Annotated in this window: 13 protein-coding genes, 1 tRNA gene and 1 riboswitch; of the genes, 12 read left to right on the top strand and 2 right to left on the bottom strand. The window is 54.3% G+C overall.

What is annotated here, in order from left to right:
- Window positions 1–3: 3 nt before the first annotated feature.
- The 7 genes from WHS46_07900 (at window position 4) to WHS46_07870 (ending at window position 9,246) form a co-directional block, all read left to right on the top strand.
- Window positions 4–492, top strand: coding sequence for a universal stress protein (locus WHS46_07900; GenBank protein MEJ5348597.1), 489 nt, complete (start codon window positions 4–6; stop codon window positions 490–492).
- 45 nt (window positions 493–537) lie between these two features.
- Window positions 538–1,002, top strand: a complete 465-nt coding sequence (locus WHS46_07895) for a universal stress protein (GenBank protein MEJ5348596.1) — start codon at window positions 538–540, stop codon at window positions 1,000–1,002.
- Between the two features lie 6 nt (window positions 1,003–1,008).
- Complete coding sequence (locus WHS46_07890; GenBank protein ID MEJ5348595.1) at window positions 1,009–2,064, top strand: NAD-dependent epimerase; 1,056 nt, start codon at window positions 1,009–1,011, stop codon at window positions 2,062–2,064.
- A gap of 147 nt (window positions 2,065–2,211) precedes the next feature.
- A riboswitch (cyclic di-GMP riboswitch) is annotated at window positions 2,212–2,291 on the top strand.
- Window positions 2,292–2,374: 83 nt separating this feature from the next.
- On the top strand, window positions 2,375–4,180 hold the full coding sequence (locus tag WHS46_07885; GenBank protein ID MEJ5348594.1) for a S8 family serine peptidase: 1,806 nt from the start codon (window positions 2,375–2,377) through the stop codon (window positions 4,178–4,180).
- A 640-nt stretch (window positions 4,181–4,820) separates the two neighbouring features.
- Window positions 4,821–5,696, top strand: a complete 876-nt coding sequence (locus WHS46_07880) for a choice-of-anchor N protein (GenBank protein MEJ5348593.1) — start codon at window positions 4,821–4,823, stop codon at window positions 5,694–5,696.
- Window positions 5,697–5,929: 233 nt separating this feature from the next.
- Complete coding sequence (locus WHS46_07875; protein MEJ5348592.1) at window positions 5,930–6,715, top strand: protein-L-isoaspartate(D-aspartate) O-methyltransferase; 786 nt, start codon at window positions 5,930–5,932, stop codon at window positions 6,713–6,715.
- Window positions 6,712–9,246, top strand: a complete 2,535-nt coding sequence (locus WHS46_07870) for a hypothetical protein (GenBank protein MEJ5348591.1) — start codon at window positions 6,712–6,714, stop codon at window positions 9,244–9,246. Before WHS46_07875 ends, WHS46_07870 begins: the two co-directional genes overlap by 4 nt.
- A gap of 10 nt (window positions 9,247–9,256) precedes the next feature.
- Here the strand turns inward: WHS46_07870 and WHS46_07865 are convergent.
- Window positions 9,257–9,332, bottom strand: a tRNA-Ala gene (locus WHS46_07865).
- A 140-nt stretch (window positions 9,333–9,472) separates the two neighbouring features.
- Between WHS46_07865 and WHS46_07860 the strand changes: the two genes are divergently transcribed.
- Window positions 9,473–10,414 carry a peptidoglycan-binding protein gene (locus WHS46_07860; GenBank protein MEJ5348590.1) on the top strand — a complete coding sequence of 314 codons (942 nt, stop codon included), beginning with the start codon at window positions 9,473–9,475 and terminating at the stop codon, window positions 10,412–10,414.
- 369 nt (window positions 10,415–10,783) lie between these two features.
- Here the strand turns inward: WHS46_07860 and WHS46_07855 are convergent, their stop codons facing one another.
- The gene (locus WHS46_07855) at window positions 10,784–11,077 is read right to left on the bottom strand and encodes an FmdB family zinc ribbon protein (GenBank protein MEJ5348589.1); all 294 of its coding nucleotides are present in this window, start codon (window positions 11,075–11,077) and stop codon (window positions 10,784–10,786) included.
- A 259-nt stretch (window positions 11,078–11,336) separates the two neighbouring features.
- Here WHS46_07855 and WHS46_07850 point away from each other — a divergent pair, with 259 nt between their 5' ends.
- From WHS46_07850 to WHS46_07835, 4 genes are all read left to right on the top strand, one after another.
- On the top strand, window positions 11,337–12,530 hold the full coding sequence (locus WHS46_07850; GenBank protein ID MEJ5348588.1) for a BMP family ABC transporter substrate-binding protein: 1,194 nt from the start codon (window positions 11,337–11,339) through the stop codon (window positions 12,528–12,530).
- Window positions 12,531–12,954: 424 nt separating this feature from the next.
- Complete coding sequence (locus WHS46_07845) at window positions 12,955–14,421, top strand: ATP-binding cassette domain-containing protein (protein ID MEJ5348587.1); 1,467 nt, start codon at window positions 12,955–12,957, stop codon at window positions 14,419–14,421.
- 14 nt (window positions 14,422–14,435) lie between these two features.
- Entirely contained in the window at window positions 14,436–15,470 is a 1,035-nt protein-coding gene (locus WHS46_07840) for an ABC transporter permease (protein MEJ5348586.1), read from the top strand.
- Window positions 15,467–16,456: an ABC transporter permease gene (locus WHS46_07835; GenBank protein MEJ5348585.1), complete on the top strand. Its 990-nt coding sequence runs from the start codon at window positions 15,467–15,469 to the stop codon at window positions 16,454–16,456. The genes WHS46_07840 and WHS46_07835 overlap by 4 nt, the downstream gene beginning before the upstream one ends.
- Window position 16,457: the final 1 nt, after the last annotated feature.

The raw sequence follows: 16,457 nt of genomic DNA, 5'->3' as shown, positions 1-16,457 counted from the left end.
CTTATGGAACGCGTGCTTATCGCCTTGGACGATCGGCCCGGATCCTTGAAAGCCGTGGAATACGTCGCCCGTCTTCTCAAGGGATCCAGCCAAGTGGAATTCATCCTTTTTCATGTGCTGCCGCCGGCATCGCCCAATCTGCTCTCACGCGATGTGATTCGCCGCATCGAAAGCATGCATGAATCCCATCCGCACGTGAGCGGTTACTTCTGGAATCCTGAAGATGAAGAAAAGATGCGGCGCACCTTTGCCACGGCTCGGGACATTTTACTGCAGGCAGGTTTTTCGGAATCGGTGATTCATGAAGATTTCGGAGTGGAGGTCCAGGAAATCGCCTTTATCATCGTGGAACGGGCCAAGGCCCTCAGCTGTTCCACCATTGTGGTGGGTCGAAGGGGTCTGAGCCGTGTGAAGGAATTTTTCGTGGGAAGTGTTTCCAAGTCCGTCACGGGACTGGCTCGAGGCATGACGGTTTGGATCGTGGATGCATGATGGTTTCCATAGAGCTTTGGATTCTTTCCAACACAGGAGCTTGCCATGAGCGAAAATCTTTATAAATCCATCGCCTTTTGTACGGACTTCAGTGACAATGCCGATGAAGCCTTCATTGCGGCCAAGGACCTTGCCTGGCGTTACGGCGCCACCCTTCACCTGGTCCATGTCTTGGTCACGTTTACCACAGCCCCCATTCGAGAAATTTACGTGCCCTTGGAAATGGACGTGCATTTTGTGGAACGGGCCACCGAAGGGGCCAAAGCGGCCATCGAAGAACGTTACGTGAAGCAGCTGAAAGAAAAGCAGCCTTATGAAATTCACATTCTGTCGGGATATCCGGCCACGGAAATCGTCCGTTTCGTCCAAGAAAAAGGGATTGATCTTGTGGTCATGGGATCCCAGGGATTAACGGGTATCGCTCATGTGCTTTTTGGAAGCACGGCCGATCGAGTGGTGCGCAAAGCTCCCTGTTCCGTGCTCACCGTGCGTCTCAAGAAAAAGGACTAACACCCTATGCTCGAATCAAGCTTGCTGGACCCTTCCGCGCCCGTGTTGGTGACCGGCGCCGCCGGCTTTATCGGTTTCCATCTCGCTCAACGGCTCCTTTTGGACGGCTATTCCGTTGTCGGTGTGGACAGTGTAAACGCTTACTACGATGTGCGGATCAAATGGGATCGTCTGAAAATCCTGGAAGCTCACCCGGGTTTTACGTTTCATCGCTTGGATGTGGCAGACCGATCCGCCATGGAAGCCGTTTTTGAACGTTATCCGTTTCGGGTTGTGGTGCATCTGGCGGCTCAAGCCGGAGTGCGTTATTCCCTCGTGAACCCCTACGCCTATGTGGACAGTAACCTCATGGGGTTTATGAATATTTTGGAAGGAGGCCGTCGGCACCGATGGGCGCACGTGGTTTTTGCCTCTTCCAGCTCTGTATATGGCGCCAACACCCGCATGCCCTTTTCCGTTCATCATAACGTGGATCACCCTGTCTCCCTTTATGCCGCCACCAAGAAAGCCAATGAACTCATGGCCCATACCTATGCGCATCTTTACGGTCTGCCCTGTACGGGCCTTCGATTCTTTACGGTCTACGGTCCTTGGGGGAGGCCCGATATGGCTCTTTTTCTTTTTACTCGGGCTATTTTGAACGATGAACCCATCCAGGTATTTAATTACGGAAAAATGCGCCGCGATTTTACCTACATTGATGACATCATCGAAGGGGTGGTGCGTGTGATGCGAAAAGCCCCCGCACCGGATCCCACCTGGACCGGAGATGCCCCGGATCCCGGAACCAGTGCCGCTCCGTACCGCATATACAACATCGGAAACAATCATCCGGTAGAACTCATGGAATTTATTCGTGTGCTGGAAGAATGCCTGGGCAAGGAAGCCCGCAAAGAATTTTTGCCCATGCAACCCGGCGATGTTCCCGCCACCGCGGCCGACATTGACGATCTCAGCCGCGATTTCGGCTTTCGGCCCTCCACGTCCATTCAAGAAGGGATTCGAAAATTTGTGGCCTGGTACCTCGACTATTACGGCACCGGAAAAAATGTTGGATCTTGAAACATGTTTCTAAGGTCGGGGCATGGCGCGCCGTGCTCCTCGCCCTTGCCATGGCATGAGCGAGCCCTTCCAAAAAAGACTCCAAAATTTTCTCAAGTTCCTTCCCGAAACCTCCGATAGATAACTCGAGGGTCGAAGAGACCCACGTTTCCGAAAGGGCAAACCCGTTGTAAGGCGGGGACGCAAAGCCACGGATCCCGATCCGTCGGGATGGCCGGGTTGCCGAAGAAACGGGAACACCTCCTTCCTGCCTCGGAAGATGGCCTTCCCGTTTCCTGCCCAAACATTCCAAAATCTCAGGAGGTGTATCATGAGCGGTTTGAAACGGTTTTCCAGATCTCTTTTTAGGTTTCGAGCCTCAGCTTTCGCCTTGAACGCCTTTTACCTCTGCATGCTTCTGCTTCTTGCCGGATTCGGTTTTTCCCTGCTTGCGGAAGGTTCTATAGCCTGGGCCGAAAAACCCCAATGGGCTCAAGGACGCATTCTGGTCCAAGCCCGGGTCGGGGTCGATGACACCGAACTGGACGATGTGCTTTTTGAACATGGAGCTCGTCGTGTTGGGGTTTTGGAAAAGATTCGAGTCCATGTGGTTTCGGTGCCTCCCCAGGCGGAAGAAGCGGTGGCTCGAGCCCTTTCCAAGCATCCCAAGATCGCCTTTGCCGAACCGGATGCTCTGATTCCGCCCGACGACACTGTTCCCAACGACCCCAAGTATAGCAGCCAATGGCATCTGCCCCTGATGAAGGCTCCCGCAGCCTGGGACTACACCTTGGGAGACGGCATCATTGCGGCGGTTCTGGACACCGGTGTGGACGGCACCCATCCGGATCTTGCCGGAAAACTTGTTCCCGGATGGAACATGTATGACAACAATGCCGACACTTCCGATGTTCATGGGCATGGCACCTACGTGGCTGGGGTCATCGGGGCTGCAGCCAACAATGCCCTCGGAGTGGCAAGCCTTGCTTGGAACGCCAAGATCATGCCTGTAAGGATCAGCCAGCCGGACGGATATGCTTATTTCAGCACCATCGCCAGCGGACTCACCTGGGCGGCGGATCACGGGGCACGGGTTGCCAACATCAGCTACGGAGTCACCGGAAGCTCTACTGTCACCAGCGCCGCCAACTATTTTCGAAATAAGGGCGGGCTGGTTTTTGCGTCGGCCGGAAACTCGGGAGCCTTGGAAAATATCTCGGAAAACCCTGCTATCGTGACTGTTTCCGCTACCACCAGCTCGGATGTCAAGGCCAGTTGGTCCAGTTACGGCAACTATGTGGATCTGGCGGCTCCAGGAGCTGGCATTCTCACCACAGCTCGAGGCGGCGGCTATGCCAGTGTTTCCGGAACTTCTTTTTCCAGTCCTGCAGCAGCAGGCGTAGCGGCTCTTGTCTTTTCCCTCAATCCCGCATTCACACCGAATCAAGTGGAAAACATTTTGAAGCAAACAGCAGTGGATCTGGGATCCGACGGCTGGGATATTTACTACGGGTACGGTCGCGTGGACGCCCACGCAGCAGCCCTTATGGCGTCACAAACACAAACCCCGGATACCGAACCGCCCAAAGTGACCATCACAGCGCCCAAAGCAGGGGCCGTGGTTTCCGGCAATGTGGCGGTGGATGTCTCCGCCTCGGATAACGTGGGTGTCGAGCGCGTCGAACTCTACGCCAATGGACAATTGGTCGGCGAAGCTACGGAAGCTCCCTATGGGTTTACCGTGGATACGCTTGGATTTGCCGATGGCTCCCTTACCTTGACGGCCAAGGCGTGGGATAAGGCCGGAAACGTTGGAACATCCTCAGGTGTGACAATCACCGTGGATAACATTCCGGATCCTGTGGACGCCGAGCCTCCTCAAGTAGTCATCACAAGCCCCACCGACGGCGCAAAGGTTTCCAAAAAGGTCACCATTTCCATCGCGGCGAAAGATAACGTGAAAGTCGCCGGTATCAAATGTTACATCGACGGCGTGCTCAAAGCCTCCACCACCGCCTCGTCACTCGACTATGTCTGGAACACCTCTTCGGCCGCCTCGGGCACGCATACCATCACGGCCGTCGCCACCGACACCGCAGGAAACCAGGGGCAAACTTCGATCCGTGTGATCAAATAAGGTTTCAAGCACAGCCTTTGGCAAAATTTAAGCCCCAGGGAGCCTGAAAGGCTCCGTGGGGCTTCCAAACTCGGCGTGCCTTTCGTTCAGCGATTCCACAACCGATTTTGCCTCGCCCATCTCCGCCGCAGCAAAACAAAGCCAAGCCCACCGCCTGCATGGAAATGGAAGTCCGAGACTCCCGCACGGAATCCCTTTCAGGGAATGTGCAAAACTTTGCACCTTTTGATGCACGGCTTTGCACATATGAGAACGTCTTTGCACACTCAACCCAAGACCCTTAGAACACGCGACACACTAACCTATCGATTTCATGACACATATTGAACCGTTTTTAAAAAGTGAACTCTGGCGTTTTTCTTGCTAAACCCGTTTTCCAAGCCCCGACAACATCTCCTAGCAGAAGATTGTGGATGAGGATCGGTCATGGGATGTGTAGGGGCGGTCTTTAAGGAGGTTTTGAGGTCAGAAATGAAAGAACAAGGTTTAATGGTGTGTTCTTAATTCAGTTTCCAGAACCTGGAAGTACGCTCAGATTTGCAAGACTATGAGGTTTTGAGCAGGAAAAGACTTTCTAAAAGGGATAAGGCGCTTAAGGAATTGTGATGCACCGCACTCGTCTTTAAAGAAAGGAGAGATTATGCAAAAACGGCTTATGATGGCTTTGCTCTTGGTGGCGCTGGCGATGATGCCCACAACGGGCTGGGCAGTGCCTATCCTGCAGTTGGGCGCCCCTGCCGGCCCGGGCGATACTGGATTGTACGCAGACTATAATAACTGGTCAAACCCACCGGAAGAGGAGACTGCTCGTACATCTGGATATATCATCTATGCCGCAGCCAGCTATGGTGTCAACAATCAAACTTTGTTGATTGGAGGTCAATACACAGGTTCGTCCGGAACAGGGAAGGATTGGTATGATGATAATGCCGAATATAGCTTTGGATTTGATGCATCCTTTAAAGACGCTGGAGCTATTCTTTTAGTTTCGATTTACACCGATAACGCTACCTTCGCCTACAACAATCTAAAGCTTGATCGAGATGACGACGCCCAAGGCGCATACGGAGCCTTTTACTATACCGACACATCCCTTAATACCCTATCGTGGTGGCCCAGTCAATACAATGATGTGCGCAATCATGCTCCAGTTCCGAGTGCCAATGCCTACTTATTCTTCGACATTGGAAATTTCACGAAATCCACTCTAGTTCCTGATTTTTCCGACGAAAGCACAGGGAACGATAATGGTTCTATCAAGACTCTCACACTGTCTGGGCTGGATTCACCATACATATCTTGGGCACATTTCGATTTGCTGGCCATTGTCACAGATTTACAGGGTCAATCAATGATTCGATCCACGCTTGAAAACAATCCATTCTCCCATGATGTGACCTGGGATCCGAACGGGGGAGGGCCACCGAACATAATCCCAGAACCAGCCACGCTTTTCCTCTTTGGAACGGGACTTGCCGGAAGCGTGGCCTGGCTTCGCAAAAAACGAAAGAATTAAACAACAAATCCTTTCCACCGAAAAAAGCTACGGGGGCCTCGACGGAAGCCCCCGTTGTTATTTCTCCTCTCAATCTTCCCTCGAAAGGTTTGCCGAATTCGGGTAACCGTTGTCACTGGAAAGACGATTTGTTACATCCAGAACCAATACCCAGGTGTGCAGGATCAAAATGCGTTTAGAGTCCTTTCTGGATCATGTCATGTGTGGTGGGTTGAGCCCAGGAGGGAAGGCCCTTGACAGGCAAGAATATGCGAAGAAATGACCGTAGAGCCCCTCAACGGCTCCTGGCCGTGTTGCTATGGGTTCTGGGGGCTTTCGGCATCTCGGGGGCGGTCGCCGAGGAAGACCCAAAGTATCGTGAAAAGAGGGAAGCCATGCTGCGCGTGGTGCTGGCCGACATGGCTGCAACGGCTCAGGAAACGGGTCGGGAGACGCTTTCCTTGAACGTGCTTGAGGCCATGCGTCGAGTGCCCAGGCATCTTTTCGTGCCGCTCCATCTCGTGAATGACGCTTACGAAAACCGACCGCTTCCCATCGGGTTCGGCCAGACCATTTCCCAGCCCTTTATCGTGGCGCTCATGACGGAACTTTTGGATCTCCCTAAAGACGCCAGAGTCCTGGAAATTGGAACGGGTTCCGGGTATCAGGCCGCAGTCTTGGCCCAGGTGGCTAAGGAAGTCTACTCCGTGGAAATCCTTCCTGAGCTGGCGCAAGGTGCCGAAACTCGCCTGAAAAACCTGGGGTATGTGAATGTCCATGTAAAAACCGGGGACGGCTATTTCGGCTGGAAAGAACATGCTCCCTTTGACGGCATTATGGTTACCGCCGCAGCCCCGCATATTCCTCCACCCCTCATGCAACAACTAAAACCCGGAGGAAAACTCGTCCTTCCTGTCGGACCTCCATTTTTAACACAGTATCTTACCGTGGTGCACAAGGCTCAAGACGGCACAGCGACCACCAAACAGGTGCTTCCCGTAGCCTTCGTGCCGCTTGTTCGAAGCAGCCCCAAGCCATGATTCCTTTGCCGGCGGTCTTTTTTCTTTCCTGTGCCGCTCTTGCCTACGAAGTCCTTCTGGTTCGTGTTCTGCACATCGTTCATGACCATCATTTCGCCTTCATGATTCTGAGCCTGGCCTTGCTGGGTTACGGAGCCGGCGCCACAGGGCTTACCCTGGCCCAGCGCCTCTTGCTTCGACGTTCAAAAGCCGCTTTTGCCGTGACGGCGGTTTTTCTTTCCTGGATGGTGCTCCTGAGCCCTGCCGGGCTCTCCCGAATTTCTTTTAATCCTCTGGAAATCCTTTGGAACCCACGCCAGATAGGTTCCCTTGCCGCTGTTTTTCTCACCCTTAGCCTGCCCTTTTTGGCCGCGGGTCTCGGAGTCGGATTGGCCTTTCGTTCTGAACCGCAACGCGCTCACCGAGTCTATCTTGCGGATCTTGCAGGAGCCGCCCTGGGTGCCGCTTTGGCGGTCGGGCTGATCCATGTGTTGGATGTGTCATCAGCCTCGAGAGCGGTTTCGGTTTCGGCCGCCATTGCCGCGATCCTTTCTTGTATGGGCAAGGCAGAAAGGCGGAACACCGAAAAAGATTCGGCGGGTATCATACCGTCTCTTTTGCTGTCTTTTTTTCCACCGGTTTCGGCCTGTGTTCTGGCATGTCTGGCGATCCAGGTTCTTGTGCCTCAGAAGGCTTTGGTTCCCACACCCTATCCCTACAAGGGCTTCTCATACGCCCTTAAGGTTCCCGAAACCCGAGTACTGACGGAGCGTTTTGGGCCAGTGGGTTGGGTCACGGTGCTGGAAAGCCCTCATGTGCCCTATCGATCCCTTTCGGGATGGAGTCTTTCCTGCACTGAGGAACCTCCATGGACACCTCGAGCCCTTTTTGTGGATGGTATCGGGCCTGTTCCCCTGTTTTCCGGAGAAGCCTTTGTCTTGGCGCCGTCGTTTCGAGAATGCCTCATGAGCACCCTACCCTACAGACTGGCACGGCTTCACGGGGAAAAACCTGAAGGGCCGCGAGTCCTTCATCTGGGCCTTCACGGAAATTGGGAACCAGCCATAGCCTTACTGGAAGGTGTCTCTGCTCTGGACGTGGTCGAAAGACATGAGGATGTCGCTCGAATGACCATCCACTGGGCATGGGGGCTGACGTCAAAGGATGTTTCCAACCGAGTCTTCGTGCATGGGACGGATACTCGAAGGTTCCTGCGCAATAGGACTCAAGTCTATGACGTGATTCATCCGGTTTCTTTGGGAATACTCAGTGGTTCGGCGAGCGGCGCCGCAAGTCTTATGGAAGTCTACGACGCCACCGTGGAAGCCTTTACAGCTTACCTGGATCGATTATCTTCCAACGGCTTTCTTGCCGTTCTTCACAGTCTTTCCGTACCGCCTCAAGCAACGCTACGGTTCGCAGCCACAGCCAAGGAAGCTCTGGAAAGGCGCGGTATCCCTCACCAGGATCGTCACATGGCCTTGATTCATGATTGGAACACTGCGCTGCTTTTAGTCAAAAAAAGCATGTTTTCATCCAAGGAAAAGGATTTCATTCGAGAATTTTGTGCGGAACGTTCTTTTGACCTGGCCTATCTTGACGACATGACCGCAGGAGATGCTCAGAGATTTCATGTTTCCGGGGGAGAATCCCTCTATCGAGCCATGAAGGCGCTTTTGAATCAGGAAGCCGACACTTTCATGAAAACCTACCCTTTTCGGATCGATCCGGTAACGGACAATCGACCTTATGTGTTTCACTTTTTACGATGGAAAACCTTACGAGAGCTCTTAGGGACACAACATGGCCGAACTGTCCCGCTTCTTTCCTGGGGTGTTCCGGTGATTCTGGCGACTTTGGTTCAAGCCTTCCTTGCAGCCGCACTCTTCTTAGCACTTCCCTTGGCTCTTCGTTTTCGAACCTTTCTTGGACGATCCCCGCAGACGGTCGCCAAGACTTTCTGTTACTTCGGTTCCCTGGGGCTTGCCTTTCTTTTTGTGGAAACCGTGGCGATTCAAAAAAACATCTTTGTGTTGGGGCATTCGGTCTATGGTTTTGCTGCAAGTGTCGGATCATTTCTTTTGTGGGCGGGTTTGGGAAGCCTCGCCTCTTCCTGGTGTGTGCTGCGGCTGGAACCAAAACCCTATCTGAGGCGCCGAAACATTCTGGGTGTCTTGACGGTTTTCACGGGAAGCATGGTTCTGGTATGGGGTACGGCGTGGGTCGCATGGGCGCCGTGGGTTCAAGGGTTGCAAGACGGTTTCAGATGGGCTTTCACGCTCTTAGGGATGGCTCCAGTGGCGTTTTTTATGGGCATGCCCATGCCTTTGGGGCTGCGGGCTTTAGCGCGCACTGAGATGGACTTTGTGCCGTGGGCATGGGCCATCAACGGATGTGCTTCGGTTCTGAGCGCCCTTTTGGCTGCCTTGGGATCCATGACTTTTGGATTTCAGGCCATCCTGGCAGCCGGCGGCTTCCTTTATTTTCTAGCCGCCCTGAACGCTCCCTCGGCACAAAAAGAAAAAGCCGTCGGAACCTTTCCAACGGCCTGAGAGGCTTTCCTGGTGGAGATGACGGGATTCGAACCCGTGGCCTCAGCCTTGCGAAGGCTGCGCTCTCCCAACTGAGCTACATCCCCGGTGTGGAAGCAATGCGTTTATAGCTTTTTGCGCGGGGTCTTGTCAAGGCGGCATCCGCCGGATTATGCGTAGGGCAATTTCAGGCTTTTCCCTCTTGAGTGAAGACTCGGCAGGGCCTTCAAACCTTAAGGAGCCTTCCATGATCAGTGACCTTCAAAAAAAGGCCGCGCAGGCCATCGTGAATGTTTTTGAAACAGGCCGTCCTCAGGGGGATTACGGCAAAGTCACCTATCATCCTATGGATCCCGGAGAACTCACCTACGGCCGATCCCAAACCACTCTGGCCAGTGGAAACCTGTACCTTTTGGTGCGGGACTACTGCTCCTCTTTCTCCAGCGCTTTCGGCCCGGAACTTTCCATCTATTTGGATCGCCTGGCCAAACGGGACTCTTCTCTCAATTACGACGAACGCCTCAAAGGACTTCTCCGTGATGCCGGGCAGGATCCCGTCATGCGTGAATGCCAGGATCGATTTTTTGACCGAATCTACTGGGAACCGAGCCTTACCTCAGCGAAATCCATGGAAATTTCGACGGCTCTGGGTGTTTCCGTGGTCTACGACAGCCGCGTGCATGGATCCTGGCAGCGTCTTCGGGATCTCACCACGCAACAGATCGGAAAACCCTCCCAGGTGGGAGAAAAAGCATGGATTCAAGGCTACGTGCGTTGCCGCCGAGACTGGCTTGAACATCACAGCAACACCCTGCTTCGAAAAACCGTGTACCGTATGGAAAGCTTCGGCAGCCTGATCGATCAGAACAAATGGGGGTTGGAACTTCCGTTCATGGTGCGTGGTGTGCTGATCGATGCCTCCGTTTTACTGGACCCTCCCGTGCGTGTTTCCGCCGAAGAACCGGAATCGGGGCGGCTGCTTCGTTTGCAGACACCGGCTTTACGAGGAGACGATGTGCGACGGCTTCAGGAAGCTCTAGGGCGAGCCGGGTATCCTGTGAGTGTGGACGGCGTCTTTGGGCCGGAAACGCATAGGGCTGTGCTTGCGTTTCAAAAGGCCAAGGGTACCTTGAAGGTGGACGGCATTGTAGGGCCGGCGACACGAGCGGCCCTGGGGTTGGATGTGTAGTTATCGAATTGGTGTGAAACTTCAGGGAAAAAGAACGAAGCATCCGGCAAGCAGGGAGATCATGGATGAATCCCCTGGGCAAAAGATGAGGGAGAAGACCCGGATTCCAGCCCTTGGATCTTCAGATGCCGGCAAGAAAATGGGATTCATAGGACCGTTTAAAGGGTCTAGGGTGGGCCCATCGGTCCGCCACTAAGGGTTTGGAAGTAATGGGGGACAACTCCAACGGTCTAAACTTACGGACGGTTCGGACGTACCGGACAGCCGTTTATCAGTCCAGAGACGGTTTCGATGTTTTCAAAGTCTAGGACGAAAAAAGCGGGCTTAGGCCCGCTTTTGTTGGTATTGAACGAATGGTCAAGACTGCGTTTAGTCGTCGGAAGATTTGGAGGCTCCTGAAGAGGACGCGGAACACGAAGAACCTTCGGAACCGCTGGATCCGGAATCGGCATTTTTTTGGGAATGGGAGTTGTCGTTTTGTTTCCTTCCGGCATAGTCGGTAACATACCAGCCGGATCCCTTGAGGTGGAACGTGCTCATGGAAATCATCTTGCGCAGCGGCCCACGGCAATGGGAGCATTCGGTCAGGGGCGGATCGGAAAAACGTTGCATGGCTTCGGTGATTTGACCGCACTGCGTGCATTCGTATTCGTAAATGGGCATAACCTGTGACCTCCTTACCGCTTGTGGGGCGAAATGACCTTGTGTACGACGCACAAGATGTTTCGTCGGCATTATAAGCTTCGATCTCTCCTTGTCAAGGTTCGCCGCCCTTGTGGACAAAGCTTTTTTCACAAGCTCCGATTGCAATCACATGCCCTTTTCTTTAGAATCCTTCGGCCGATGGAGTTCGAGTGTTCGGGAACTACTTGAAATTTTTAAATGTCTTTAAACCTTACGCACATCTTTCGGGAGGGGGACAATGGCTGTGAAAGGTTCACGAAGCCTTTGGGCAATGGTGTTAACGATCGTGGTGCTTTTGTGGTCCGAAGCACCGGTTCGAGCCGAAGAAAAGTCTTTTGTGTTCGGGCTGCTTCTGGTGGGGCCTTACAACGACAAGGGTTGGAGCCAGGCACACTATGATGCCGGCCTTTACGTGGAACGCACTGTTCCCGGAACCAAAATGCTCTATATCGATAAAGTCAACCCTGCAGACCGACCCGGTGTCACGATTCCCCAGGTGGTGGATGATCTGGTATCCAAGGGTGCCAAGCTGATTATCGCCAATTCCGATGACATGAAGGACGGCATTCGTGAAGCGTCGCTGCAGCACCCTCAGGTTTACTTCGTGCATGTTTCCGGAGACGACGTGCTCACCGGCAAGGCCCCTTCGAATCTTTCCAACCTTATGGGGCGCATGGAATACGGCAAAATGATGGCTGGCTTTGTGGCCGCTTTGACGACCAGAACGGGAAAAATCGGTTACCTGGGTCCGCTTATCAATGAAGAAACCCGCCGCCTTGCGGCGGCAACCTATCTGGGAGCCCGCCATGCATGGACGCAGGTACGCAAGGAACCGGAGGAAAAGTTGGCCTTTAAGGTCACCTGGATCGGTTTTTGGTTCAATATTCCAGGAGTCACGGCGGATCCCACTCAGGTGGCTCAGAACTTTTTTAACAGCGGCTACGATGTGGTTATTTCAGGAATCGACACGGCCGAAGCCTTGACGGTGGCATCCCAGAAGCGCAAGGAAGGTCGAGAAGTGTGGGCGGTGCCTTATGACTACAAGGGCGCCTGTGAAACCGCTCCGGACGCCTGCCTGGGTGTGCCCTATTACAACTGGGGTCCTGGATATGTGTCGCTTCTTCAGGCTGCCATGTCGGGGGCTTGGAAATCCCAATGGTTGTGGTTGGGACCCGATTGGAAAGATTTAAACAATGAACAGACCAGTTCTCTCGGTTTCATCAAGGGGGCCGCATTGAGCTCTGAAGCGGCCAAAGCTTTGGACGGCTTTGTGACGGATCTGGCTTCCGGAAGTCTGAACCTGTTCGCGGGGCCTTTGTATTATCAGGATGGCTCCGTGTTTGTACCGGCCGGAGCCATCGCTTCGGATCAAGACATTTGGACCATGAAACAGCTTCTGAAGGGCATGGAAGGCCAGAGCAGCGCCAAGTAGGACAGAGGACAAGGGCAGATGCTGGAGGCGGTGCGCTCATGGAAGCGAGCCGCCTCTCGTTTTCGTGCGGATCGCCGGCGGAGGAGCCTTCAGGAGCCGAACGGCAGGTCGAATCAGGCAGGCCCTATGCATGTTCCCTGTAGGGTCCGAACACCGTGTCGGCCCATGCAAACCGATCCGCGCAGCACCCAGTAGGAGTCAACCGCGGTGTCGGCCCCAAAACCCGATCGCATTCAGGGCCCTTGCCTGTCATGATAGCTCGTTCCGGCCGAACATCGTGTCGGCCCATACATACCGATCCGCGCAGCACCCATAAGGGCCGACCGCCGTGTCGGCCACGAAACCCGGGCTTCGTCTTCATCTCAAACAGGGGACAGACTGAACAACATTTGACGTTTTGACACAATTTCTTTGGACCTTTTCCATGAACATTGAACTTAGAAAAATCCACAAACACTACGGAACGGTCCATGCCAATCGAGGCATCGATCTCACGGTACGCTCCGGAACCATTCACGGAGTTCTAGGAGAAAACGGAGCGGGCAAGAGCACCCTCATGAAAATCCTCGCCGGGGCCGTTTCCAAAAGTTCCGGAGACATTCTGCTTGATGGAAAACCGGTTCGTTTCGCCCATCCCGCCGAAGCTTTTCAAGCCGGCATCGGCATGCTCTATCAGGAACCTTCGGATTTTCCCTCTCTGACGGTCCTGGAAAATTTTTTGGTCGGACAGCCGGCTTCTTCCCGAAAATCTTCCAAGACATGGGCCGACACACTGGAATCCTTGTGCCGCGATTTCGGTTTTTACCTGGATCCTCAAACTCCCCTGGAATCCCTCACCTTGGGGGAACGTCAGCAATTGGAACTGATCCGCTTGTTATCTCTCGGATGCCGTCTGCTTATTTTGGATGAACCCACCACAGGCATTTCCACGGCACAAAAGGAACTTCTCTTTCGAGCCTTACGGCGCGTGGCCCGAGACGGCAAGACCGTGCTCTTGGTTTCACATAAGATCGAGGATGTGGAAAGCTTATGCGATCAGGTGACGGTTCTGCGCCAAGGGCAGGTGACGGGATCCCTGGAGGCTCCTTTTGATCCTCGGGAAATTCTTACCTTTATGTTCGGCACCCCGCCGGCTCCTTTGCAGAAATCGGCTCGATCCTTTGAGCACATCAGCTTGGAATTTGAAAACGTGAGCGGGCTTGGAGGTCGATCGGGACTGCGGGAAGCCACGGCAACCTTTTACCGAGGCGAAGTGGTGGGGTTGGCCGGGCTGGAAGGAAGTGGTCAGGGCGTTTTTCTGAGGCTCGCCGCAGGCTTGCAAAAGCCTGTCTCGGGCCGTCTACGCCTCTTCGGAAATGATTGCACCGGATGGGAGCATCATGCTTTTCGAAGGCGCGGCGTCGCTTTCGTGCCGGAAGGACGATTGGAGGAAGGGCTCATCGCAGGACTCACCCTCACGGAACATGTCGCTCTCGCTGCTTGTCCCCCTACATGGCGTGTCCCATGGCAGCACGCACGCCGCATGGCCGAAGAAAGGATAGCAAGGTTTCGCATTCGAGGATCCAGCGAATCCCTTGCGGACGCTCTTTCCGGTGGAAATCAGCAGCGCCTGCTTCTTTCACTTATCCCTCTCGAAGCTTCCGTGTTACTGCTGGAACAGCCTACTCGAGGCTTGGATGTGGAATCGACCCACTGGGTTTGGGAACATCTTCTACAACTGGCGGATTCAGGCATGACCGTCCTTTTCAGTTCCGCGGAATTGGATGAGATTCTTATGGTTTCGGACCGTGTGCTGGTCTTTTTTAACGGGCGCATCTTGTTGGATGTGGACGCTCGAGACGCTCACCCGGACAAAGTCGCGGGGGCCATTGCCGGCCGTGTGTCCCTCTGATGCCAAAGGACGCTATGAAGCCACAATCTTTTCGACAAACCCTTCAGCACCTTTTTTGGACTTTGGCTCTAGCCCTGGGGCTCAGTTCCGCCGTGGTGGCTCTAAGCGGCGCTTCCCCCTGGGACGCCTACCGCCATATTCTTTTCGGATCTTTGGGATCCTGGCAAAAACTCGCCCAGGTTTTTCGAGTCTGGATACCCTTGACCCTGTGTTCCCTGGGTTTGCTTTACACGTTTCAGATCGGATTGTGGAACATCGGCGCGGAAGGTCAGGTGGTTTTGGGGGCTGTGGGGGCTACGGCCATGGTGCGCTGGTTCAACGGAGCTCCCCCTGAGTTGGTGTTGCCTGCGGCACTTTTGGGAGCCGGTCTTTGTGGCGGTTTCTGGGCTCTCGGGGCGGGACTTCTGAAAACACGAGCCGGTGTCAATGAGATCTTTGCAGGTCTGGGCCTCAATTTTGTGGCGACAGGTCTCCTTTTATGGCTCATATTCGGTCCCTGGAAACAACCGGGTATTGCCAGCATGAGCGGCACGGAAACCTTTCCGGAAGCCTACTGGTTTCCCGGCCTGGCCGGGTGGGCCGTGTCCCCATATGCTTTGGGTGCCACCTTGGCTTTCATGGGCCTCACCGCCTGGATCCTGAAAACCACACGCCTTGGGCTGGCTCTGAAAGCCATCGGCCGAAACCCGCAGGCCTCGTATCTTCTGGGATTAAGTCCTTGGCGATGGATGCTGCTGGCTATGCTTGTGGCGGGAGGGCTCGCCGGTTTGGCCGGAGCTTACCAAGCCCTGGCTGTTTATCATCGGCTTATTCCCAATATTTCCAGCCAATACGGATACCTGGCTTTGTTGGTGGTCATGCTGGCCGATGAACGATGGCAGCCGATTCCCGTCATCTGCTTTTTCTTTGCGGCCTTGAACGTGGGAAGCATTCAACTGCCCATGATGCTGCGTATGGATTCTTCACTTGCCGGGGTCATTCAGGGCAGTCTGGTGCTTTCGGCTTTGGCGGTCCAGGGCCTGACCTCAAAAAGGAGAAACACCTCGTGAACGACTGGCATGTTTCCCTTTTTGTGGCAAGCCTCCTAGCTGGGGCAGCTCCTTTGGTGTTGGCCGCCATGGGGGAAACAGTCACGGAAAAGGCGGGCATCATTAATCTCTCTCTGGATGGCACCATTCTTCTGGCGGCCATGGCGGCTTTTGTGACGGCTTTGGAAACGCAGTCTTTGCTGCTGGGTTTTGGCGCCGGAGCCGCAACGGGAGCCTTCATGGCGGCTGTGGTGGCCTTCATGAGCCTTCACCTGAGGCAATCGCAGGTGGCTGTAGGCTTCGTCCTCACCCTCATGACCAAAGATCTCGCCTATTTTTTGGGAAACAACTACGCCCGACTGCCGGGACCTCAAGTGCCCATGATCCCCGTGCCGCTTCTCAAAGATTTGCCTCTGCTCGGTCCTTCTTTGTTCCAGCACACCGCGGTCACGTACGTCTCGGTGCTATGCATTGGACTAACATGGGTTTTTCTGTATCGGACACGGTTTGGTTTGATCCTCCGAGCCGTGGGAGAAAATCCTGGAGCTGCTTTTGCCCGTGGAATCCACGCGCCACGAGTGCAGTTTCTGTATACTGTGGTTGGTGGTCTTCTTGTGGGGCTTGCGGGAGCGGCGTTTTCGTTGAGTGTAAAGCCCGGTTGGGGACGGCCTCAAGGGGCCGAAGGGATCGGGTGGATCGCCTTGGCTTTGGTCATCTTTGGAGGCTGGCATCCCTTGAAGGTGGCTCTTGGTGCCTATCTATTCGCTTTGCTGCAAATGCTGGGAATCACCCTGCAGGGTCTTTGGCCGAGTATTCCTTCTCAGGTCTTTCAAACCGCTCCTTTTCCGCTCATGATTTTTACGCTCGCCTTTATGCACTTGGCTGAACGACCTGAAATGGAACGCTGGGCTGCCGCTCGGCCTTGGGTGGGAAGGGTTGTGAGGTTTCTCAAGGCGCGAGCCCCTCGAGCCCTTGGACGGCCGGTTCTTCCCGAACAACATCCCTAGG

Origin of the sequence: Desulfosoma sp. (assembly GCA_037481875.1) — a bacterium.
Taxonomy (GTDB): domain Bacteria; phylum Desulfobacterota; class Syntrophobacteria; order Syntrophobacterales; family DSM-9756; genus Desulfosoma.
Note: the sequence above shows the minus strand (reverse complement) of the source record. Positions and strands in the feature narration are given on the sequence as shown.